Origin of the sequence: Pseudomonas sp. SJZ103, assembly GCF_007828335.1 — a bacterium.
Classification (GTDB): Bacteria; Pseudomonadota; Gammaproteobacteria; order Pseudomonadales; family Pseudomonadaceae; genus Aquipseudomonas.
This window is the reverse complement of the sequence record NZ_VIUN01000026.1, coordinates 17,112-36,696: the sequence shown is the minus strand read 5'-3', so window position 1 is coordinate 36,696 and position 19,585 is coordinate 17,112. Positions and strand designations below refer to the sequence as shown.

Genomic DNA, 19,585 nt, shown 5'->3' with positions numbered 1-19,585 from the left:
AACGCAGGCTTGAATCCGTGGGTAACCCGGCAGGACGCCGGGTTAGCCGTCCTGGGCCAGGGATGGCCCATGACGGCGGCCCACGGATTCAAGCCTTCGTTCGGGCATACCGAGCCTAGGCGAGGTACCGAGTGGTGGGGCAAGAGCCCTTTTGGTTACTTTTGGGGCTCTTTTCCAAAAGTGACCCGCCGTAAGGGCGGAACCCTAAGTGGCCGTGACCGCAGCAACGGATATGTACTCGCTAAAACTCCAAAAAAGCGGTCGGTCCGAAGGCCGCCACGGGAGCAAGTCGAATCGTCGCACTGCCCCTCCCACATTGGCTTTGTAGTGCCTGCTGCTTACTCCACCCGCAACACAATCTTGCCGATATGGTCCCCACCTTCCATCCGCGCATGGGCCTGGGCGGCGTCGGTGTATTCGTAAACCTTGTCGATGATCGGCAGGCAACGCCCGGCCTCCAGTACCGGCCAGATGTACTCGCGCAACTGTTCGGCAATCGCGGCTTTTTCGTCTTTGCTGCGCGCACGCAACAGCGAGCCGGTGATCACCGCGCGTTTGCCGAGGATGGTCAGCAGGTCGACGTCGTTGGCCTTGGCGCCGCCGAGGAAACCCAGCATCACCAGGTGGCCGTCCATGGCCAGGGCCTTGAGGTTGTTGTTGAGGTACGAGCCGCCCATGATGTCGAGGATCACATCCACGCCCTGGCCGTCGGTCTGTTGCGCGATGACCTCGGCAAAATCCTGCTCGCGATAATTGATCGGCTCGCCGCCCAGCTGGGCGATGGCCGCGCATTTGTCGGCGCTGCCGGCGGTGGCGAAGGCCTGGATGCCGAACTCGCGGCACAGCATCAGCGCGGTCGTACCGATGCCGCTGGTGCCGCCGTGGATCAACACGCGCTGGCCGGTGTGCGCATCGCCGAGGCCGAACAGGTTGGCCCACACGGTGAAGAAGGTTTCCGGTACGGCAGCGGCTTGAATCCAGTCCATGCCTTCGGGGATCGGCAGCGCCTGGCTGGCGGGCACCGTGCAGAACTGCGCATAGCCGCCGCCATTGGTCAGGGCGCAGACCTTATCGCCCACGGCGTATTCGCTCACGCCGTCGCCCAGCGCGGCGACTTCGCCCGCCACTTCCAGGCCAGGCAGCGGGTTCATGCCGGGTTTCATCGGGTACTTGCCGGCGCGTTGCAGGGCGTCGGGGCGATTGACCCCGGCCGCGTGCACGCGAATCAGGATCTCGCCGGGGCCCGCCACCGGTACCTCCGCGCGGCGCGGCTGCAGCACCTCGGGGCCACCGGGGGTGGTGATTTCGATCAGGGTCATTTCTTTAGGAAGCGTCATTTCAGATTACCTGCAGCGATGAGCGTATGGGTTGGGACCGCGTCGGACGGTCGGCGGTTCAGCAGGCGCATGCCCGGTTCCAGTGCCAGGGCGACCACTATCGCCCCGGCAGCGATCATGAACAACAGCGCATGCTGACCACCGCTGACGTTGAACAGGGCGGAATAGGCAAACCCCGAGAGCGCCTGGAAAGTCGCAAAGGAAACCGTGGCACGGCTCCACGCGACCTGCTGCTGATGATGGTTGGGGAGCAGTTCGTGCACCCGCGCCAGCGCCAACGGCACGATGCCCGGCGGGAACGAACCGAGGATCACCGCGAGGACCGCCAGGCCAGTCAACGAGCCGGCAAACGGCAACGCCCCGACGGCAATCGCCTGCACCACCAGCACCACGCGGATGCTCAAGCGCGCCCCCAGTTTGTCTGCCAGGAACCCGTAGGTGACCGGCCCGACAATCGACCCCAGGCCGTACATCACCCAGATCATCGCGCCGATATGCGCCCCGGCCCCCAGGCCACGGGCGACGTAATCCACCAGGAACACCATCGCTGGTACCAGCCCCGCGGCCATAAAGGCGTATTGGGCGAACAGCAGGTACACGCCGGAAGGCGTCGCTGCGGCCGAGTCGGATGGCGGTGTGTCCTCATGCAGCGTGCCCGAAGGCCAGGCGAACCAGCTGGCGGCGGTCAACACCACGGCCAGCAGGCCCAGGCCGAACCAGGTCTGCTGCAAGCCCAGGCTCAGCAGCGGCGGCACCAGCGTGCCGGAGCCGGCGATGCCCAGGCCGATGCCGAGGAAGATCGCGCCACTGGCCAGACCCCGGCGTGCGGCCGGTACATGGGGCAACACGGTCGCTGCCACCAGCACCATGATTGCGCCACCGGCAATCCCCGACAGCAGGCGCCAAGCGAAGAACCACACCACCGACAGCGGGAAGCCACAGGCGAAGAACGCCAGGGTCACCGCCACCATCATGATGCGCAGTGCCGTCCTGTTCGAGGTGCGCTGGGCGATGGGCCGCCCGATCAGCGCGCCGATCAGGTAACCCACCAGGTTGGCGGCACCGAGGTACACCACGTCATTGGCGCTGAACCAGTGGGCCTGGATCAGTGACGGAATCAACGGCGTGTACGCAAAGCGCGCCAGGCCGATGCTGACCAGGCTGGCGCACAGGCCGGCGAAGATCGGCAGCCATACGGCGTGGCGGGGTGGAGCATGAGTGTCGAGCATGATGGCGGTCCTGGGTATTTTTCTCTGGTGCCCAGCATATCCAGGTTTATCGATGCAATAATGCAGCGATTACACGTCATGGCGATGCATATATGCAGCGCAAGGAGTCAGCATGAATTGGGATGATGCACGGGTGTTCCTGGCGGTCTGCCGCGAGTCGACGCTGCGCGGTGCCGCGCGGGCATTGGGGGTCGACCAGGCCACCGTGGGCCGGCGGGTCAATGCCCTGGAAAAGTCCCTGAGTGCAACGCTGTTCCTGCGCACCTCCGAAGGCTACGCACTGACCGCCGTCGGCGAGGCCGCGTTGCTCTCGGTGGAAAAAATGGAACGTTCGGCGCTCGACCTGGAGCGTCAGATCCAGGGCCTGGATGACCGCCTGACCGGCACCGTACGGGTCAGCACCACCGACTCCCTGGCCATCGACTTCCTGATTCCTGCGATTGCGCGCCTGCACGCCCAGCACCCGGATGTGCGCGTGCAGCTGGATGCGTCGACCCAATTCCTGAGCCTGGCCAAACGCGAGACCGACATCGCCGTGCGCAACACGCGCCCGGACAGTCCTGACCTGATTGCCCGGCGTCTCGCGCGCTGGCCGGTGGGGTTGTTTGCGTCCCAGGCGTATATCGATCGCCAGGGCGCACCGGAGCCGGGCAGCCTGTTTGAAGGGCATGACCTCGTGGTCTATCAACCGTACCTGCAAACCCAGAAGGACATGACCCTGGTCTCTGAACCCCTGGGCCGTGGGCGCATCGTCGCCGCCCTGAGTTCCAGCCTGCTGGTGCGCCGCGCCATCGCCGCCGGGATCGGCATCGGCGAAATCCCCATCCTCACCGGCGAGCGCGACGGGCTGGTGCGCCTATGGCCTGCGCGCACGCGGCCGTTGCCCTACGATGTCTGGCTGGTGACCCACGCCGACCTGCGCCACACCGCGCGGGTACGGGCGGTGATCGATGAAATCGTCGCGGGGTTTGCCGGCACCGGGGAGTGAGGTCAGCACACGGTTGCAAGCGTACGTACCGCTCTGTGGACACAATCGACGTCGATAACGTGTCAACCCACCGGAGCGCATATGAACGAATCAAGACACCAGGACCTGGGGCTGTTGTTTCTGCGGGGCAGCGGGGCGTTGTTCCTGCTTTGGGTGCATGGCTTGCCCAAATTGCTCAACTACAGCGAGCAGTTGAAGCTGATCGAAGACCCGTTTCACCTCGGCGCCCATGTCACCTTGCTGCTGGCCATTTTTGCCGAAGTACTTTGCCCGCTGCTGATCATCGCCGGGGTGCTGGTGCGCCTGGCGTGCCTGCCGATACTGGCGGTGCTGTTGATTGCGATGGTGGTGGTGCATCCGGAATGGACGTTGTTGGAAGGGCAATTCGGCTGGCTGCTGTTGATCATTTTCACCACGCTGCTGATCAGCGGGCCGGGGCGCCTGGTGCTGAGCCAGCGTTTCTCCTGAGCCAAAAAAGGCCGGGCGAGCCCGGCCAAAGGAGCGGGTGTTTCAGCGATTGAGGAACGCCAGCAGGTCCTCGTTCAGGGCCTGAGCGTGGGTCACGGCAAAACCGTGCGGCGCATCCTTGTACACCTTCAGCTCGGCGCCCTTGATCATCTCGGCTGCTACCTTGCCGGTGGTCTCGAACGGCACGATCTGGTCGCCGTCACCGTGGATCACCAGGGTCGGCACGTCGATCCTGGCCATGTCCGGGCGGAAGTCGGTCTCGGAGAAGGCGGTGACGCAATCCACGGTCGACTTGAGGGACGCCAGCATGGCGATCTGCAGGGTCTGGGTCAGCGTACCTTCAGAAACCACCTGGCCCTTGTTGATGCCGAAGAACGGCGTGTTGAAGTCAGCGATGAACTGCGCACGGTCTTTCAGCAACCCTGCCTTGATGCCGTCAAACACTTCGGTCGGCACGCCCTGGGGATAATCGGGCTTCTGGCCGAAGATCGGCGTGACTGCGCCCAACAGCACCAGGCCGGCCACGCGTGCACTGCCGTGGCGTGCGATGTAGCGGGCCACGTCGCCGCCGCCCATGGAGAAGCCCACCAGGGTCACGTCCTTGAGGTCCAGGTGTTCGATCAGCTGCGCGATGTCATCGGCGAAGGTGTCGTAGTCGTTGCCGGTCCACGGCTGGTCCGAGCGACCAAAGCCACGGCGGTCGAACGCGATGGTGCGAAAGCCACGGCTGCTGAGGTATTCCATCTGGTATTCCCACATGTCGGCATCCAGCGGCCAGCCGTGGCTGAACAGCACGGGTTTACCGCTGCCCCAGTCCTTGAAGTAGATCTGGGTACCGTCTTTGGCAACGAATGTGCTCATGGAAAACTCCTTGATTTGAGGGACTGAAAAACCAGCCTCACTATTGCCCTAAACCGGGCCAGGGGCTTGTACGGGTGTGCTTGCCTGGGGTCACCAACTGAACTTGAGCTCGACCCCCAGGTAATTGCTGTCATCGCCGCCGGCGTCGCGCAAGGTCCGGCCCACGGCGTAATGCACCGCTTCAACCGCGCCGGTGAGATTCGGCGTAAACACATAGTCGGTACGCAGCTGACCATAGGCACCGGTCCAGCGTTCACCTTGGCCTGCGGTGCCGGCGACGGGCAGGTTCGGCTGGGTGTACACCGCGTCGCTGGTGGTCTGGCGCCACAACAGGCCGACGGCGGTCTGCACGCTGAGCTTGTCGATGGGTTTGACGGTGATCGACGGTTTGACGTGAATCAGGTTGCTGTAGCCCGTATAGCCGGCCAGGGAAAAATAGTAGCCGTTGGGGAACAGCGGGTTGAACGTACCCACGGTGCCGTCTCCGGTTTTGCGGTCGCCCGAGGCAATGTCCAGCTGCAGGCCGATGCGCGGTTTCCACGCCAGGCTGTCGAAGGTGTAGCCGGTGCGGCTGCCGCCGGCCCAGGCGCGAATATCCTTGCTGCCCACCGAGCCGCTTTGCAGCATGGCTTCGATGTCCCAGTCGAATCCCTGGGCCGCACCGCCCAGGCGCGCGTCGAACAGATGGCGGGTTTCATCGCCGTCCGCATCCAGATAGTGCGCAGCGCTGCGCTCGTATACGCCGTAGTAGGCCGACAGCTCATTCTTGCCGCCCACCAGCCGCTCGACCCGCAGCATGTGGAAGCGCGCGTCACGGTTGGATTTGTCGTCGAAATGCCGCCCGTCCTGATACTGCACCGGCTGGCTGGCAATCCCGATAAAGCGCCAGTTGGACGTCTCCCAATCGGCCCACAGCGCATCGAAGGATTGCCGCACATTCGGGCCGTCCCGCGATGAGATAAAACGCTGCAAATCGAAGGCGAAGTCCTGACGCCCGACACGCGCCTTGAGCGTGCCGCTGCTGAACGCGTTGACGTATTCGGCAAAGGCCAGGCGCAAATCGACGCGGTTCTGATCGGCGCCGCCGACCGTGGTCTTGTCGTAGGCGCGTACGTCTTCGAGTTGGGTGAAGAGCCGCCAGTTTTCATTCAAGTGCAGGTCGGCGTGCACCTGGAAGCGCTGGATCAGGTAGCGATCTCGCTTCACGTCCTTCACCCCAAAACCACTGGCATCGTTCATCTCGAAGCGCTCCCGCAACGTCGCCCCCAATGACAAATAGGTGAACGGGTTGGCGCTGGACAGCGGGATGTACTTCAAGCTGTCCAGCGGCTGCGTGCGCAGCGCCGGATCCTTGAGCACCGACCAGTCCTCCTGCCAGCGGTTGGCCTTGATGGCCGGGCGTGTCGGTTGCTCGTCGGCATGCACGCCGCCGGTGAGCAACGGCCACAGCACGGCCAGGCCCCAGCCTGTACGGCGAATCATTTTGCGGCGTGGAGCTGGTGAATTTCCGCGACGTAGCCGCCGGGGAATTCAACCACGGCGCTGCGACGGCCCTTGCTGTCAAAGGCCGGCACCAAGACCTTGGCGCCGGAGCCCGTGGCCTTGCCCAGCGTGGCCGTCAGGTCAGGCACTTGATAACCGGTGGTCTCGTGGCCGAAGGGGTAGGGCAGTTGGCCGTTGGTGACTAGCACCGCCATGCGTCCGAATGGTGACTCGATATCGACGCGACGGTACGTGCCAGTGGCTTGACCCACATCGACGCCGGGCGCGTGCTTGTCATCGGCCAGGACTTTGCCGTGGGAGAAGCCCAGGAACGCTTTGATAAAGGCGTCAGCGCGATCGGTGGACAGGTACACGCGGTTTTCCGGTACGGTCTGGAACGCCGCGTAGTCCGGGGTCTTGGTGTGCCAGTAGAGCTGCATGTTCACGCCTCCCGGCCATTGCACCACGGCGTCACGCCCGATCGGGTCCGGGAAGTCGCTGACGATAACGGCGGCGCCGTTTTCTCGCGCGGCTGTGAGCGCCGCGTCCATGTCCTTGACCAGGTAGCCGTTGCGTTCCTGCCCGAACGGGTGCGGGATGGGCGTGGTGAAACCGAACAGCGACACCGTGCCCGCCGGCGTCTGCAGCAGTTGCGAGGTGGTGCTGCTCGGCACCGGCAGCACGTTCACCACCACCTGGGGCGTGCTCTTGCCGCCAAAGGTGGCGAGGAAACTCTGGGCGAAACGGTCCACATCCGCCGGGGCCACATACACGTGGCTGGTGTCGTATTGCGGCGCCACGGCCACGCTCGGGGTTGCCGCGAAGGCATTGCCCATCATTGCGCTCGCCAGCAGCGTCAATGCCACAGATACCTTGATTACTTTGCTACGCATGCCCACTCTCCAACACTTCTACGCGATTGAAGCCGTGAGGTTAGGGGCAGGGGCGCGATGGAAATTGTACAGGCGTGCTTGGTTGAACGGTTCAGCGTCTATGCTGGTCCACTGACCTCTACCGTCAGATCACACAGGTGAACGAAATGGCCAAGACTTACAGCTACGCCGCCCAGAACGCCAAAGATGCCCTCAAGCCCTTTACCTTCGAGCGCCGCGCGCCGGGGGCGGACGACGTACAGATCGACATTCTCTACTGCGGCGTGTGCCACTCCGACCTGCACACCGCGCGCAACGAGTGGAACAACACCCTGTACCCGTCGGTACCCGGCCACGAAATCGTCGGCCGCGTGACGGCGGTGGGGGGCAATGTGAGCAAATTCAAGGTCGGCGACCTCGCCGGTGTCGGCTGCATGGTCGACAGCTGCCAGCACTGCGCTTCCTGTGCCGAGGGCGAGGAGCAATACTGCGAGAGCGGTTTTACCGGCACCTACAACGGCCCGGTGTTCGGCGGTGAAAATACCTTTGGCGGCTATTCGGACAGCATCGTGGTCAAGGAGAAGTTCGTGCTGCGCATCTCCCACGACGATTCCAACCTGGCGGCCGTCGCGCCGTTGCTGTGTGCGGGCATCACCACCTATTCGCCGCTGCACCACTGGAAGGTCGGGCCCGGCAAGAAGGTCGGTGTGGTGGGTCTGGGCGGCCTGGGGCACATGGCGGTGAAGATCGCCCACGCCATGGGCGCCCATGTCACGCTGTTCACCACCTCGCCCAACAAGCGCGAAGACGGCCTGCGCCTGGGCGCCGATCAAGTGGTGGTGTCGAAGAACCCGGACGAAATGGCCAAGGTCGCCAACAGCCTGGACTTCATCCTCAACACCGTCGCCGCGCCGCATAACCTCGATGCGTTCCTCAACCTGCTCAAGCGCGATGGCACCATGACCCTGGTCGGCGCCCCCGACAGCCCACACCCGTCGCCGACGGTGTTCAACCTGATCTTCAAACGCCGCAGCCTGGCCGGTTCGCTGATCGGCGGGATCCAGGAGACCCAGGACATGCTCGACTTCTGCGCCAGGCACGGGATTGTCTCGGACGTGGAGATGATCGACATCCAGGGCATCAACGAGGCGTATGAGCGCATGCTCAAGGGCGATGTGAAGTATCGGTTCGTGATTGATATGGACAGCTTGAAAAAGGAAAGCCACGCGGCTTGAAAACCCGATCTCCAAACCACTGGAGAACCCCTGTGGGAGGGGGCTTGCCCCCGATAACGGTAGTACAGTCAGAGCATCATTGACTGACCCACCGCCATCGGGGGCAAGCCCCCTCCCCCATTTGTCATGTGTGCACGTCAGACCGAGAGATGCTCGTAAAGAATCGTCGCACCCACCAGCATCAACACCACGCCACCGACCATCTCGGCACGCTTGCCCACCACCGTGCCCAGCACGCGGCCGAGCATCATGCCGATGGTCACCATGGTCATGGTCGCCAGGCCAATCGCGGCGGAGGCCACCAGGATATTCACGTCGACGAACGCCAGGCCCACGCCCACCGCCATCGCATCGATGCTGGTGGCGAACGCCGTGACGGCGAGGATCATGAACGAGTGCTGGGTCGGCTTTTCGGCTTCCTCATCATCGGCCTTGAGCCCGTTGTAGATCATATGCAGGCCCAACCCGACCAGCAGGGTGAAGGCGATCCAGTGATCCCAGCTTTCCACCCAACGAGTGGCCACATGGCCGATCGCCCAGCCGATCATCGGGGTGATGGCTTCGATCACACCAAAAATCACACCGGCACGCAGGGCTTCGGTCAAACGCGGTTTGTGCAGGCTGGAGCCTTTGCCGATGGCCGCCGCAAAGGCGTCCGTGGACATGGCCAGGGCGAGGAGAATCAGGGAAATGGGGTTCACGGTCAGGCTTCCAGTCGGGCTATGGGACACAACGACACAGCCACACGCCCGACTTTAGGCATGGATGTGTCGCTGGTCTCACCAACCGAAAAGACGGTGTTCGCACCACGGCAGGTTGCCGAATATGTTGATACGAACGCTTCCAACAGGGTCAGAAGCCGGTTACTCCCCAACGAGGTGGGCGATCATAGGGGGGCAGAGATGAAAGTTTTGTCAAAAGGCGCTCAAGGTCGCTGTGGTTTCACCGAGGTGCCGAAGGTGTTGCCCATACGCACGCTGGTCGCCGCCGGGGTGGCCAGGCCGAGCTTGTTGGGCTGGCGCTTGTCCACGGCAATGCCTTGCGCCTCGCGGTTTTTCTGCGCGGCTTTGGCGGCATTGGTGTCGTTGCCCATCTGCTGGCTCAGGCAGCCATAGTCGGGCGCCTTGTAGCCATCCACCGAGACTTCGGCGCAGTTGCCGGCATGGGCATGCAAGGGCAGGGCCGCGCACAGCAACAGGCTGGCGAGGATCGGTAAGCGTTTCATCACGGCCTCCTGGCGGGCCCGAGGGGGTGGGCCGGCAGGTGTGCAAGTCTAGTGCAGCGGGCCTCTCGTCACCGTGATGTTTTTTTTGCTATCACCGTAACATCAGGTTCATACACTGGCCTCAGGATGACGGTTTTCTAGGGCGCGTCGGCCGTGCAGCGATGCAGAACAGGGGGTGAACAGGGGGGCTGGAGGCGCGCCGTATGCGCCCTGGTCTTGCTGTTGCTGCTGGCCGGTGGTCGCGTCGCGCAGGCAGAGTCACCGCTGCTGCTGTTGAACCTGCCGGCGCAAGACCTGGAACATGCACTGCAAGCCTACAGCCGCGCCACCGGAATGGCAGTGCTGGTCGACCGCGAACTGACGCGGGGCCGGCGTTCCATCAGTGTGCGCGGGCATTTTACGGCGCAGGAGGCTCTGGCGATGTTGCTGACGGGGAGTGGCCTGATGGCGCGTTATGCACGCGATGATGCGTTCACCTTGCAGTTGCCCGAGGTCAGCCAGCCGCCTGCCACCCGTGGTGCGGCGGCACGCAACGCCGCGCGGATCAACAACAGCTACGCCACGGCCTTGCAGCAGGCCATTGAGATCAGCCTGTGCCGCTCGCCGCTGACCCGGCCCGGCAGTTTTCGGGCGCTGGTGCAGGTGTGGGTCAGCCCCCAAGGGTTGATCGAACACAGTCGGTTGGTCAGCTCCACCGGCGATGAACAACGCGATGAAGCACTGGTACGCAGCCTGGGCACCGCGCGGGTCGAACGCCCGGCACCAAGTTCCCTGCGCCAACCGGTGACTTTACTTTTGATGCCTGACACAACAGGAACGCGCATGGAATGCACAGCAGCAAACGGAGCCTGGGGCGGATGAAAAATACCGGGCACAGTACGATGGTCGGCTTGTTCCTGGCCTCCTACGATGACTTCAAGGTGCGTTTGCGCAAGCGCCTGGGCTCGGAGGACCTGGCCAACGATGTCCTGCACGAAACTTACCTGCGGGTCGACCGCATGGAAGTGCCGCCTAACCTGGCGCAACCCAATGCCTACCTGTACCGCATGGCCTTGAACATCGCCGCCGACCGCCGCCAGGCCGACGCGCGCCTGCTCACTGGCAGCGAGGTGGAAGAACTGCTGCAAAGCGCCGACGAAGCCCAGGACCCGTCACGGGTGGTGGGCGGCCAGAAAGAAATCCAGTCCTTGGTCAAGGCGCTCTACGAACTGCCGGCACGCCGCCGCAAGATCCTCATCGCCGCACGCCTGGAAGAGGCGCCACACCTGGAAATCTCCCAGCGTTTCGGCATTTCCACGCGCATGGTCGAGAAGGAAATCAAGGCCGCCTTGGGCCACTGCGCCAAGCGTCTGGAAAGAAAAGTGATCCAGCGGTTCGGTCCCGGGGCCGGAAAACCGTCTTAGAGTCGAGTCCCTGATAAAACCGTGAGTATTTGCGCGCTTGAACATTTTTAGCCTCTCCGCCGCCCGGCACTCCGCCGCCAGCCCCCTGCACGATGAAGCCCGCGACTGGCTGGTCCTGCTGACCTCGGGCCGCGCCACCGTGGCCGATGCCAAGGCGCTCAAAGCCTGGTGTGCGCAAAGCCCCGAGCACGCCCAGGCGTTCGAGCATGCCAAGGCGATGTGGCAGCAGTTGGCACCGGCGCTTGAGCAGGTATCGCAACCGCGCAGTTTCGGGCGCCGTGCATTCCTGGGCGGCGCGATTGCCGCATCGGCCGCTGTGGTGATGGTGCAGGTCGGCTCCCCCGGTGGTTTTGCCGGCCTCACGGCGGACTATCGCACCGACGTCGGCGAACAACGCCAAGTGCTGTTGAGTAACGGGGTCAGCCTGGAACTCAATACCCAAACGCGCGTGAGCCAAGTGGGGCAGGGCCTTGAATTGCTTGAAGGCGAAGTCGAAGTGATCGCCCATTCCGCACAGCCGCTCAAGGTGCTGGCGGGCGAAGGCTGGGTGAGCGCGGCGCAGGCACGTTTCAACCTGCGCAACACCGACCGCACGGTGTGCGTGACCTGTATCGAAGGGTGGCTGTCGGTGGACGTTGCCGGGCGCAGCGTGCGCCTGGAGAGCGGCCGGCAACTGAGCTACGACGCGGCCGGCATGGGCGAACCGGTGGTGGTGGACACCCAGGCGGTCGTGGCCTGGCGCGAACAGGTGCTGGTCTTCAACAACGCCACCCTGGCCACGGTGGTAGACGAGATCAACCGCTACCGGCCGGGGATGCTGGTGCTGCTCAACAAGGAACTCGGCCAACGACGCGTACAGGCGCGGTTCAGCCTGCAGCAACTGGCGGGGGTGGCGTTGTTGATTCGGGATGCGTATGGGGCCAAGTGTACGGAGTTGCCGGGTGGGGTGGTGTTGTTGAGTTAGAAGTACCTGCCTATTTTCAATGTAATAACAAGATATCTACGGGGGGGGCGTGTTTGGGACGGCTATCTCAGTGGCCCCACCACCTGCCGATACCTCTCCACCCCCTGCGGCGTCTCCCGCACCAAACTGATCTCCAGCCCCAACGGATCCTCACGCCGATTCCCGCTCAACTGCCGCCAGCCCTTATCCGCCTCCCACACCCGCACCTGCAGGTCACTGACACCGCTCAACACCACCACGCCATCCTTTGCCGCCGGCAGCGGATAGCGATCCCGCGCGGGGGCGGCAGCGCGATACAAACTGTCGCCCTTGAGCCACCAACGCACCCGTTGCAGGCCATCCCCGGCGATGGACGCGCTGCGAATGATGTCCAGCCGGAACCCTTTGCTGTCGGAACTGCGCACGGTGACCGCCGCCAGTCCATCGACCTTTTCTGCACTGTTCTTTGAGGGATCCGGGGCGTTCAGTTCGACGCTGGCGCGCAGGCTGATGTCGCGCTGCATCTGGTTCAGTGCGCGCAGCAGCACTTCGGTCTGTTCGCTGCTTGCCTGCAGGTGCTGGTCGGCGCGGGTGACGCTGTCCAGTCCGCGCCAGGCGATCACGCTGACCACGGCCATAAGCATGATCGCGACCATCACTTCGATCAGGGTAAAGCCTTGCTCGGAGCGCTTCATGGCTGGCTCACCACGCGCATCAAGCCGGCGGTGTCGCGTTGCAGGCTGAGGCTGTGTTGGCCGTCGGACAGCACGATGCGCACGGGTGGGTTGATCCATTCGGCGTCGAGCACCAGGGTTTGCCGGGGTTCGATATTGATGTGCATCGGCGTGCTTTCCCATAGGCGTGGGCGCAGTTGGGTATCGCCCTGGAACGCTTCGACGCCGTTGCCAGCGTCGTTGCGGCGGTTGAAGCGAAAGCCCTTGGCGTCGGCGCGCCAGGTGATCGGACGGCCGTCCGCGCGGGCTTCGGCCTGGGCCACTTGCAGCAGTTGGCTCAGGCGCTCGGCGTCTTTGCGCAACAGGTGCAGCGGGTCGGGCTTGATGGTCAGGCTGATGGCGGCGCTGGCGATGCCGATGATCACCAGCACCACCATCAACTCGATCAGGGTGAAGCCTTGCTGTTTCATCGTTAGGCCCCTCGAAAGCTGGTGAGCTTGTGAAATAAAAACGTGCGAATTGGCCTGTAGGCTGGTGCCATGGACAAACAGGAGGTCCTTCCCATGGCATTTACCCTGCGTTTTTCACCTGCCCACGGTGTGCAAATCGTGGCGTTGCTGGCGGCGTTGGCCGGTGTGGCGGTCTGGACGCCGCTGTTGCTGACGTCCGCCGAGTCCCATACGCCCCAGGCCACGCCCCAGGCGCTGGCGGCGCGCAGCGATAACCCGGCGCTGCAATGGTTTTCCAATGCGCCGGCGGCGTTGCAGGTCAAAGTCTCTGGCGTGCTGGCCGGCGCCCGTGGTGCGGTGGCGATCCTCAGTCTCAACGACGGCCCGCCGCGCAGTTTCCTGTTGGGCGAGCGCCTCAGTCCCGGCGTGCGGCTCACGGCCATCGAAGGCGATGGGGTCGAGATCGAGCGCGGCGGCGAGAAGCTGCGCGTCAACCTCGACAAGTTGCCCGATGGACCGGGCTTGCCGCGACTCACTCGGCCCTGACCTGTGTCTCCACGCGGGCCAGCGGCGGCGCCTCGCGGCTGGCGTCGAGCACCTGCACGTTGACTTGAAACAGGCGGCCATCGCGACTGATGGTCTGCTCACATCGCAGTTTCAAGCGCCCCTGGTCACAGCTGAAGGTCTTTGTGCCGTCGCGCAAATGCCCCTCCAGGCGTAACTCCGCCAGGCGACTCTGCGCCGCCAGCAATGCCATGGATTTGTCCCGCAGTAATCCGTTGCCCTGGGTCATCAACCCGGCCACGCGGATGGCGGCGGCCATGGCTACGGCGATGATCGCCAGCGCCACCAGCACCTCGATCAGGGTAAAACCTTGCTCCTTGCGACGGCCGTACATGGCGCTCTCAAAGCCGGGAAACAGGCCCGCAGACTAGCGCCGGCAGTTGACCGATTGGCGACCGAAACTCCCGAGGATTTTCAATACGACTGACATGTGTTCTTGCAACACTGCGCCACGAAATGTACCCAAGCCAAGGAATGTCGAGATGGATATCGCGCGCCTAACATCCCCATTGCCAGGCCCTCGCGGCCAGCGTGGCTTCACCTTGATCGAGATCATGGTGGTGGTGGTCATCCTCGGGATCCTCGCCGCGATGGTGGTCCCCAAGGTCCTCGATCGCCCGGACCAGGCACGGGCCACCGCCGCGAAGCAGGACATCGGTGGGTTGATGCAGGCGTTGAAGCTGTATCGCCTCGACCACGGCACCTACCCGAGCATGAACCAGGGCCTGAAAGTGCTGGTGGAACGCCCGGCGGATGCCAAGAACAGCACCTGGCGCGCCTACCTCGAGCGCTTGCCCAACGACCCCTGGGGCCATCCTTATCACTACCTCAACCCGGGCGCCAACGGTGAGGTCGATGTGTTCTCCCTGGGCGCCGATGGCCAACCGGATGGCGATGGCGTCAATGCCGATATCGGCTCCTGGCAGTTGTAAGGCGCGCCATGAAACGGTATTCGCCCCCAGCGGCGAAGCAGCGCGGCATGGCGATTATCAGTGCCTTGCTGATCGCGGCGGTGGTGGCGGTGATCGCCGGCGGCATGCTCACGCGCCAGACCGTATTCACCCGCAGCCTGGAAGCCGAACAGTCGCGCGTGCAGGGCCAATGGCTGTTGCTCGGTGGCCTTGAACGCAGCCGGCAGATGCTCTGGGAGGCACGCCAGAAGGACGTGCTGACCCGCCTTGACCAACCTTGGGCGCGGACCCAGGCCGGCGTGTTCGAGGGGCGGATTGACGATGAGCAGGGCAAGTTCAACCTGCGCAACCTGGTTAACCGCCAACAGCCCGATGCCGAACAATTGCAGAGTTTCGAGCGCCTGTGCCGCACCCTGGGCGTGGCCCCGGCCGTGAGCCGGCGCATCAGCCAGCGGGTGATTGCCTCCTACGAACAGAACGGGTTGCCCGCCAAATACCCGATGCTGCGCAGCCTCGACGACCTCAGTGGCCTCGAAGGCCTGACCCCTGAGGTGTTGCAGCACCTGCAGGCGTACATCAGCGTGCTGCCCGGCAATACCTGGGTCAACGGCAACACCGCGAGTGCCGAAGTGCTCAGCGCGGTGGTGCCGCAGCTCAGCCTGTCCCAGGCCCATGGGTTGGTGGCCGAGCGCGACAATGGCCATTGGTTTATCAACCGTGGGGATTTTGTAAACCGCCTGCACTTGCCCCAGGTCGAGTTGGAATCGGTGCAGGTGGGCATCACCAGCGAGTGGTTTCGCTTGCAGGGCCAGGCGCGGCGCGAGCGCCAGCGGGTGACGATCGACGCGTTGCTGCACCGCCCCGAAGACCGTGAACCCAAGGTGATCTGGTCGCGGGTGGGCGTATGAAACGCTTGCGCATTGCCTTGCCGCCGCTGGATCAGATCAGCGCACAAAGCCAGGTGAAATTTGCCTGGCTCGACCGTGGCGTGGTGGTGTCCGAAGGGCAGGAAAGCCTGGCCCAACTGGGCAAGAGCCGGCAGGCGGTGGACTGCTTTCTGCACCCGCGTGACAGCCTGCTCACCAGCCTTGAGCTGCCGCCATTGCCCGCAGCGAAAAACCAGGCGGCGGTGGCCTGTGCGGCGCAGGCGCTGATCCTCGGCCCGGTGGAACAGATGCACGTGGCCCACGGCCCGCGTGAAAGCGATGGGCGCGTGCAGGTGGGCTGGGTGCCCAAGGCCGGGCTGGAACGGCTGGGCCAGGTCTTGGCCCAGGTGCAGCTCAAGCTGCGCGGCCTGTACCCGGCGCCCTATGCCTTGCCGGTGGGGGCTGCGGCGTTGGACGACGGCTATCTGTTGACCCGCGACAGCCTGCAACAAGGCGCTGTGCACCCGCTGGGGTTGCAGGCGCTTGATGTGCCGCTGGTGGCGGCGGCGCAGCGTTGGAGCGGCGCGGTGCCGGCTTGGGGCTTGCACGCGCGCGTCAGCCAAGCGTCTGGCGCCGGATGGGGCAGGGCGCTGGCCTGTGTGGCGCTGGCCACCGCCATCTGGACCGTCGGCCTCAACCTGTATGCCGCGCGCCAGGTGGACGAAGGCCAACGGCTCAAGGCGTTGATGAACCAACAGGTGCGCCAGGCGTTTCCTGAATTACCCGTGGTGCTCAACCCCTTGCAGCAGGCCCGTCAACAGTTGGCCGCGCGCCAGAGCGGTGCGGCTGCCGATTCGGGCCAACGCTTCAGCAGTCTGCTGCAACTGGCGGGCAGCAACTTGCCCTTTATGGTGGGCAGCGTCGACAACCTGAACTTTGAACAGGGCACCTTGCACCTGGCGTTGCTCGCCGACAGCCGTAACCCGGCGGCCGAGGGCGAGTGGCAGGCCGCGTTGGCCCAGGCCGGTTTTGCCGCCACGCGCGATGAGCAGGGCTGGAGCATCGGCCCGGCGCCGGCCACGGAAAAACCGGAGGCCGGCGATGAATAGGTGGCTGCGCCTGCGCAACCAGGCCCAGGTGTTCTGGAGCGGCCTGGCCCTGCGCGAGAAACGCCTGCTGATCGGCGCCGGGCTGGTGTTGGCGAGCCTGTTGACCTGGCTGGTGCTGGTGCAGCCGGCGTTGAAGAAGATCGACTACTGGCAGGCCGAAACCCCCAGGCTGCGCGCCCAGTCCGAAGCCTTGCAGGTGCTGTTGCAGGACGTCGCCGCGCCGCGTCAGGCCGACGAAACCGCGTTGCGCCAGGCCCTGGACACTGCCGGGCTGCAAGGGCATTACCAGTTGCAGGTGCTGGATGCCGGCGGTTGGCGCCTGACCTTCGACAACGCCCCGGCCGACGCCGTGGTGGGCTGGCTGCTGGGCAATCCCCGTTCATTTTCCCTGGAGGTGTCCGAGGCGCGTTTGCAGCGTGCTGCGGATGCCGTCGATAACTCGGCCGGCACTGTGTCCGGGACCGTTCGCATGGATCAGGCGCTTGGCGCTAAGGAAGCTTCATGAAGTGGTCAGTCCTCCCTTTTCGCAAGGCCGCGCCGTTGCTGTTACTGGCCTTGAGTGCGTGCAGCAGCCCGTCAACTACGCCGTTACTGGTGGACAGTGAACTTGGCCAACCCCTGGCCGACACCCGTCGCAGCGGCGACACCGTACTGGATCGCCAACGCGAGCCGGCCCCCAAGCCTGCCGTACAACACCGGGTCACCAACAGCGTCCGAGGCCAGGCCCCTGCGCCCGTCAAGGCGCGTAACCCGCTGGGTGACCAGCCGGTGCAGCTCAACTTCGTCGATGCCGATATCCAGGCGGTGGTGCGCGCGCTGTCCCGTGCCACCGGCCAGCAATTCCTGGTGGACCCGCGGGTAAAAGGCAACCTCACCCTGGTCAGCGAAGGTCAGGTACCGGCGCACCAGGCCTACGACATGCTGCTGGCGGTGCTGCGCATGCAGGGCTTCAGCGTGGTGGATGTGGGCGGCGTGGCCCAGGTGGTGCCGGAGGCCGATGCCAAGTTGCTCGGCGGGCCGATCTACAGCGCGGGCAGTAGCGGCATGCAGACGCGCACCTTCCGCCTGCAATACGAAAATGCGGTGAACCTGATTCCGGTGTTGCGTCCCATCGTGTCGCCGAACAACCCGATCAACGCCTACCCCGGCAACAACAGCATCGTCATCACCGACTATGCGGAAAACCTCGCGCGGGTCGCCCAGATCATCAGTGGCATCGACACTCCCAGCGCCATCGATACCGATGTGGTGCAGATTCAAAACGGCATCGCCGTGGACATCGCGGCCATGGTCGCCGAACTGCTGGAAACCCAGGGCGCCGACCAGACCCAGAAGATCAACGTGGTCGGTGACCCGCGCTCCAATTCGATCATCATCCGTTCCGGCAGCCCCGAGCGTACGGAGCTGGCGCGCAACCTCATCTACAAGCTCGATAATGCCCAGAGCAACCCCAGCAATATGCACGTGGTGTACCTGCGCAACGCCCAGGCCGCCAAGCTGGCCCAGTCGCTGCGCGGGCTGCTCACCGGTGAGAGCGATTCCGGCGTGAGCGACGACGCGCGTGGCAAGCTCAGTGCCATGGGCGGCAATGGCAATAACGGCCAGGGCACGAGCACTGCCCAGAACAGCAGCGGCACGCCCACCGGCAGTGGCGTGCAGTCGGGCTATGGGCAAACCACCGGTTCCAGCACCAATACCGGCAATACCGCCAACGAGCAGGACACCGCGTTCAGCGCCGGCGGCGTGACCATCCAGGCCGACGCCACCACCAACACCTTGCTGATCTCCGCGCCGGACCCGCTGTACCGCAACCTGCGGGAAGTGATCGACATGCTCGACCAGCGCCGCGCCCAAGTGGTGATCGAAAGCCTGATCGTGGAAGTGGGCGAGGACGATGCCACCGAGTTCGGTGTGCAATGGCAGGCCGGCAACCTGGCGGGCAAAGGTGGGTTCGGTGGCGTTAACCTGGGTGGCAGCGGTGTCGTGGGCACGCCCACCAGTCCCACCAGCATCGATGTACTGCCCAAGGGCCTGAATATCGGCGTGGTCAATGGCACCGTGGATATTCCGGGGATCGGCAAGGTGCTCGACCTCAAGGTCCTGGCCCGTGCCTTGAAGAGCAAGGGCGGCACCAATGTGCTGTCGACGCCGAACCTGCTGACCCTGGACAACGAAGCGGCGAGCATTTTTGTGGGGCAGACCATTCCATTCGTTACCGGTAGCTATGTGACCGGTGGCGGCGGCACCAGCAATAACCCGTTCCAGACCGTGCAGCGCGAAGAGGTGGGGCTCAAGCTGAACGTGCGCCCGCAGATCTCCGAAGGCGGCACGGTGAAGCTGGATATCTACCAGGAGGTCAGCACCGTGGACACACGGGCGTCGGTGTCGGCGGGCACGGTGACCAACAAGCGCGCGATCGACACCAGCATCCTGCTGGATGACGGGCAGATCATGGTGCTGGGCGGGCTGTTGCAGGACGGCTATACCCAGAGCAATGACGCGGTGCCGTGGCTGTCGGATATTCCAGGGCTGGGGGCGTTGTTTCGCAATGAGAAGCGCAGTGTGAGCAAGACCAACCTGATGGTGTTTTTGCGGCCTTACATCATTCGCGACAGTGGGGCGGGGCGTAGCATTACCTTGAACCGCTATGAGTTTATGCGCCGGGCGCAGAGTGGGTTGCAGCCGGAACACAGCTGGGCGATGCCGGATGTACAGGCGCCGCAGTTGCCGTCGGTGGAGAAGGCGATTCCGGGAGGGCAGCAGCAGGGGCCGAGGGCGGTCATCCGCGCGGTGCCGGTAGGCGCACGGCCATGAGCCTGCTGTTCGCTGGGCCAAATGTGGGAGGGGCGGTGCGACGATTCGACTTGCCCCCGATAGCGGTGGGTCAGTTTGTACACCTGTGGCTGACACACCCTCATCGGGGGCAAGTCGAATCGTCGCACCGCCCCTCCCACATTTGCACTGTATAT

22 protein-coding genes are annotated in these 19,585 nt (G+C 64.2%); 12 read left to right on the top strand and 10 right to left on the bottom strand.

What is annotated here, in order from left to right:
• Positions 1-338: 338 nt before the first annotated feature.
• Both FBY10_RS30915 and FBY10_RS30910 read right to left on the bottom strand, forming a co-directional pair.
• Positions 339-1,337 carry an NAD(P)H-quinone oxidoreductase gene (locus tag FBY10_RS30915; RefSeq protein ID WP_145338736.1) on the bottom strand — a complete coding sequence of 333 codons (999 nt, stop codon included), beginning with the start codon at positions 1,335-1,337 and terminating at the stop codon, positions 339-341.
• Positions 1,334-2,566: a YbfB/YjiJ family MFS transporter gene (locus FBY10_RS30910; protein WP_145338735.1), complete on the bottom strand. Its 1,233-nt coding sequence runs from the start codon at positions 2,564-2,566 to the stop codon at positions 1,334-1,336. Before FBY10_RS30910 ends, FBY10_RS30915 begins: the two co-directional genes overlap by 4 nt.
• Positions 2,567-2,678: 112 nt before the next feature.
• Between FBY10_RS30910 and FBY10_RS30905 the strand changes: the two genes are divergently transcribed.
• The gene (locus FBY10_RS30905; RefSeq protein WP_131700659.1) at positions 2,679-3,554 is read left to right on the top strand and encodes a LysR family transcriptional regulator; all 876 of its coding nucleotides are present in this window, start codon (positions 2,679-2,681) and stop codon (positions 3,552-3,554) included.
• Between the two features lie 81 nt (positions 3,555-3,635).
• Positions 3,636-4,022, top strand: a complete 387-nt coding sequence (locus FBY10_RS30900; protein WP_092489609.1) for a DoxX family protein — start codon at positions 3,636-3,638, stop codon at positions 4,020-4,022.
• Positions 4,023-4,064: 42 nt separating this feature from the next.
• Here the strand turns inward: FBY10_RS30900 and FBY10_RS30895 are convergent, their stop codons facing one another.
• From FBY10_RS30895 to FBY10_RS30885, 3 genes are all read right to left on the bottom strand, one after another.
• The gene (locus tag FBY10_RS30895) at positions 4,065-4,883 is read right to left on the bottom strand and encodes an alpha/beta fold hydrolase (protein ID WP_027607561.1); all 819 of its coding nucleotides are present in this window, start codon (positions 4,881-4,883) and stop codon (positions 4,065-4,067) included.
• A 90-nt stretch (positions 4,884-4,973) separates the two neighbouring features.
• Positions 4,974-6,365 (bottom strand): alginate export family protein, encoded by a 1,392-nt coding sequence (locus FBY10_RS30890; RefSeq protein ID WP_145338734.1) that lies wholly within the window; start codon positions 6,363-6,365, stop codon positions 4,974-4,976.
• On the bottom strand, positions 6,362-7,258 hold the full coding sequence (locus FBY10_RS30885; protein ID WP_145338733.1) for a VOC family protein: 897 nt from the start codon (positions 7,256-7,258) through the stop codon (positions 6,362-6,364). Before FBY10_RS30885 ends, FBY10_RS30890 begins: the two co-directional genes overlap by 4 nt.
• Positions 7,259-7,404: 146 nt before the next feature.
• Here FBY10_RS30885 and FBY10_RS30880 point away from each other — a divergent pair, with 146 nt between their 5' ends.
• Entirely contained in the window at positions 7,405-8,472 is a 1,068-nt protein-coding gene (locus tag FBY10_RS30880) for an NAD(P)-dependent alcohol dehydrogenase (protein WP_145338732.1), read from the top strand.
• A 137-nt stretch (positions 8,473-8,609) separates the two neighbouring features.
• On the opposite strand, the gene mntP is transcribed toward FBY10_RS30880, so the two are convergent.
• Positions 8,610-9,173, bottom strand: coding sequence for a manganese efflux pump MntP (gene mntP, locus FBY10_RS30875; protein WP_145338731.1), 564 nt, complete (start codon positions 9,171-9,173; stop codon positions 8,610-8,612).
• A 224-nt stretch (positions 9,174-9,397) separates the two neighbouring features.
• Positions 9,398-9,697, bottom strand: coding sequence for a hypothetical protein (locus FBY10_RS30870; RefSeq protein ID WP_145338730.1), 300 nt, complete (start codon positions 9,695-9,697; stop codon positions 9,398-9,400).
• Positions 9,698-9,913: 216 nt separating this feature from the next.
• On the opposite strand from FBY10_RS30870, the gene FBY10_RS30865 reads away from it, so the two are divergent.
• Genes FBY10_RS30865 through FBY10_RS30855 form a run of 3 tightly spaced genes read left to right on the top strand, consistent with a single transcriptional unit; the run spans position 9,914 to position 12,064 of the window.
• A complete protein-coding gene (locus FBY10_RS30865) occupies positions 9,914-10,558 on the top strand; it encodes a secretin and TonB N-terminal domain-containing protein (protein ID WP_131700666.1) in 645 nt (214 codons plus the stop codon).
• Complete coding sequence (locus FBY10_RS30860; protein WP_027607555.1) at positions 10,555-11,100, top strand: RNA polymerase sigma factor; 546 nt, start codon at positions 10,555-10,557, stop codon at positions 11,098-11,100. The genes FBY10_RS30865 and FBY10_RS30860 overlap by 4 nt, the downstream gene beginning before the upstream one ends.
• A gap of 37 nt (positions 11,101-11,137) precedes the next feature.
• A complete protein-coding gene (locus FBY10_RS30855; protein WP_145338729.1) occupies positions 11,138-12,064 on the top strand; it encodes a FecR domain-containing protein in 927 nt (308 codons plus the stop codon).
• A 62-nt stretch (positions 12,065-12,126) separates the two neighbouring features.
• Here the strand turns inward: FBY10_RS30855 and FBY10_RS30850 are convergent, their stop codons facing one another.
• Together FBY10_RS30850 and gspH are read right to left on the bottom strand one after the other, a co-directional pair.
• Entirely contained in the window at positions 12,127-12,738 is a 612-nt protein-coding gene (locus FBY10_RS30850; RefSeq protein ID WP_145338728.1) for a type II secretion system protein GspJ, read from the bottom strand.
• On the bottom strand, positions 12,735-13,187 hold the full coding sequence (gspH, locus tag FBY10_RS30845) for a type II secretion system minor pseudopilin GspH (protein WP_145338727.1): 453 nt from the start codon (positions 13,185-13,187) through the stop codon (positions 12,735-12,737). Before gspH ends, FBY10_RS30850 begins: the two co-directional genes overlap by 4 nt.
• A 93-nt stretch (positions 13,188-13,280) precedes the next feature.
• On the opposite strand from gspH, the gene FBY10_RS30840 reads away from it, so the two are divergent.
• Entirely contained in the window at positions 13,281-13,712 is a 432-nt protein-coding gene (locus tag FBY10_RS30840) for a type II secretion system protein N (RefSeq protein ID WP_145338726.1), read from the top strand.
• Here the strand turns inward: FBY10_RS30840 and gspI are convergent.
• Positions 13,699-14,064, bottom strand: coding sequence for a type II secretion system minor pseudopilin GspI (gene gspI / locus FBY10_RS30835; protein ID WP_092489620.1), 366 nt, complete (start codon positions 14,062-14,064; stop codon positions 13,699-13,701). The genes FBY10_RS30840 and gspI overlap by 14 nt on opposite strands.
• A 148-nt stretch (positions 14,065-14,212) precedes the next feature.
• Here gspI and gspG point away from each other — a divergent pair, with 148 nt between their 5' ends.
• The 5 genes from gspG to gspD are packed head-to-tail and all read left to right on the top strand — an operon-like array spanning position 14,213 to position 19,430.
• Positions 14,213-14,662 (top strand): type II secretion system major pseudopilin GspG, encoded by a 450-nt coding sequence (gspG, locus tag FBY10_RS30830; RefSeq protein WP_099491840.1) that lies wholly within the window; start codon positions 14,213-14,215, stop codon positions 14,660-14,662.
• Positions 14,663-14,670: 8 nt separating this feature from the next.
• Positions 14,671-15,549, top strand: coding sequence for a type II secretion system minor pseudopilin GspK (gspK, locus tag FBY10_RS30825; RefSeq protein WP_178116821.1), 879 nt, complete (start codon positions 14,671-14,673; stop codon positions 15,547-15,549).
• Entirely contained in the window at positions 15,546-16,616 is a 1,071-nt protein-coding gene (gene gspL, locus FBY10_RS30820; RefSeq protein WP_145338725.1) for a type II secretion system protein GspL, read from the top strand. The genes gspK and gspL overlap by 4 nt, the downstream gene beginning before the upstream one ends.
• The gene (gene gspM, locus FBY10_RS30815; RefSeq protein WP_145338724.1) at positions 16,609-17,121 is read left to right on the top strand and encodes a type II secretion system protein GspM; all 513 of its coding nucleotides are present in this window, start codon (positions 16,609-16,611) and stop codon (positions 17,119-17,121) included. Before gspL ends, gspM begins: the two co-directional genes overlap by 8 nt.
• Positions 17,118-19,430, top strand: coding sequence for a type II secretion system secretin GspD (gene gspD / locus FBY10_RS30810; RefSeq protein ID WP_145338723.1), 2,313 nt, complete (start codon positions 17,118-17,120; stop codon positions 19,428-19,430). Before gspM ends, gspD begins: the two co-directional genes overlap by 4 nt.
• The last annotated feature ends 155 nt before the right edge of the window (positions 19,431-19,585 follow it).

Excerpts from the sequence above, each read along its gene's own strand:
- FBY10_RS30870 (WP_145338730.1), bottom strand. The coding sequence starts at position 9,697 with ATGAAACGCTTACCGATCCTCGCCAGCCTGTTGCTGTGCGCGGCCCTG.
- FBY10_RS30910 (WP_145338735.1), bottom strand. The coding sequence starts at position 2,566 with ATGCTCGACACTCATGCTCCACCCCGCCACGCCGTATGGCTGCCGATC.
- gspH (WP_145338727.1), bottom strand. The coding sequence starts at position 13,187 with ATGAAACAGCAAGGCTTCACCCTGATCGAGTTGATGGTGGTGCTGGTG.
- gspD (WP_145338723.1), top strand. The coding sequence starts at position 17,118 with ATGAAGTGGTCAGTCCTCCCTTTTCGCAAGGCCGCGCCGTTGCTGTTA.
- FBY10_RS30895 (WP_027607561.1), bottom strand. The coding sequence starts at position 4,883 with ATGAGCACATTCGTTGCCAAAGACGGTACCCAGATCTACTTCAAGGAC.
- FBY10_RS30915 (WP_145338736.1), bottom strand. The coding sequence starts at position 1,337 with ATGACGCTTCCTAAAGAAATGACCCTGATCGAAATCACCACCCCCGGT.
- FBY10_RS30905 (WP_131700659.1), top strand. The coding sequence starts at position 2,679 with ATGAATTGGGATGATGCACGGGTGTTCCTGGCGGTCTGCCGCGAGTCG.
- FBY10_RS30890 (WP_145338734.1), bottom strand. The coding sequence starts at position 6,365 with ATGATTCGCCGTACAGGCTGGGGCCTGGCCGTGCTGTGGCCGTTGCTC.
- FBY10_RS30885 (WP_145338733.1), bottom strand. The coding sequence starts at position 7,258 with ATGCGTAGCAAAGTAATCAAGGTATCTGTGGCATTGACGCTGCTGGCG.
- FBY10_RS30880 (WP_145338732.1), top strand. The coding sequence starts at position 7,405 with ATGGCCAAGACTTACAGCTACGCCGCCCAGAACGCCAAAGATGCCCTC.
- gspI (WP_092489620.1), bottom strand. The coding sequence starts at position 14,064 with ATGTACGGCCGTCGCAAGGAGCAAGGTTTTACCCTGATCGAGGTGCTG.
- FBY10_RS30900 (WP_092489609.1), top strand. The coding sequence starts at position 3,636 with ATGAACGAATCAAGACACCAGGACCTGGGGCTGTTGTTTCTGCGGGGC.
- gspG (WP_099491840.1), top strand. The coding sequence starts at position 14,213 with ATGGATATCGCGCGCCTAACATCCCCATTGCCAGGCCCTCGCGGCCAG.
- gspK (WP_178116821.1), top strand. The coding sequence starts at position 14,671 with ATGAAACGGTATTCGCCCCCAGCGGCGAAGCAGCGCGGCATGGCGATT.
- FBY10_RS30840 (WP_145338726.1), top strand. The coding sequence starts at position 13,281 with ATGGCATTTACCCTGCGTTTTTCACCTGCCCACGGTGTGCAAATCGTG.
- FBY10_RS30860 (WP_027607555.1), top strand. The coding sequence starts at position 10,555 with ATGAAAAATACCGGGCACAGTACGATGGTCGGCTTGTTCCTGGCCTCC.
- FBY10_RS30850 (WP_145338728.1), bottom strand. The coding sequence starts at position 12,738 with ATGAAGCGCTCCGAGCAAGGCTTTACCCTGATCGAAGTGATGGTCGCG.
- gspM (WP_145338724.1), top strand. The coding sequence starts at position 16,609 with ATGAATAGGTGGCTGCGCCTGCGCAACCAGGCCCAGGTGTTCTGGAGC.
- gspL (WP_145338725.1), top strand. The coding sequence starts at position 15,546 with ATGAAACGCTTGCGCATTGCCTTGCCGCCGCTGGATCAGATCAGCGCA.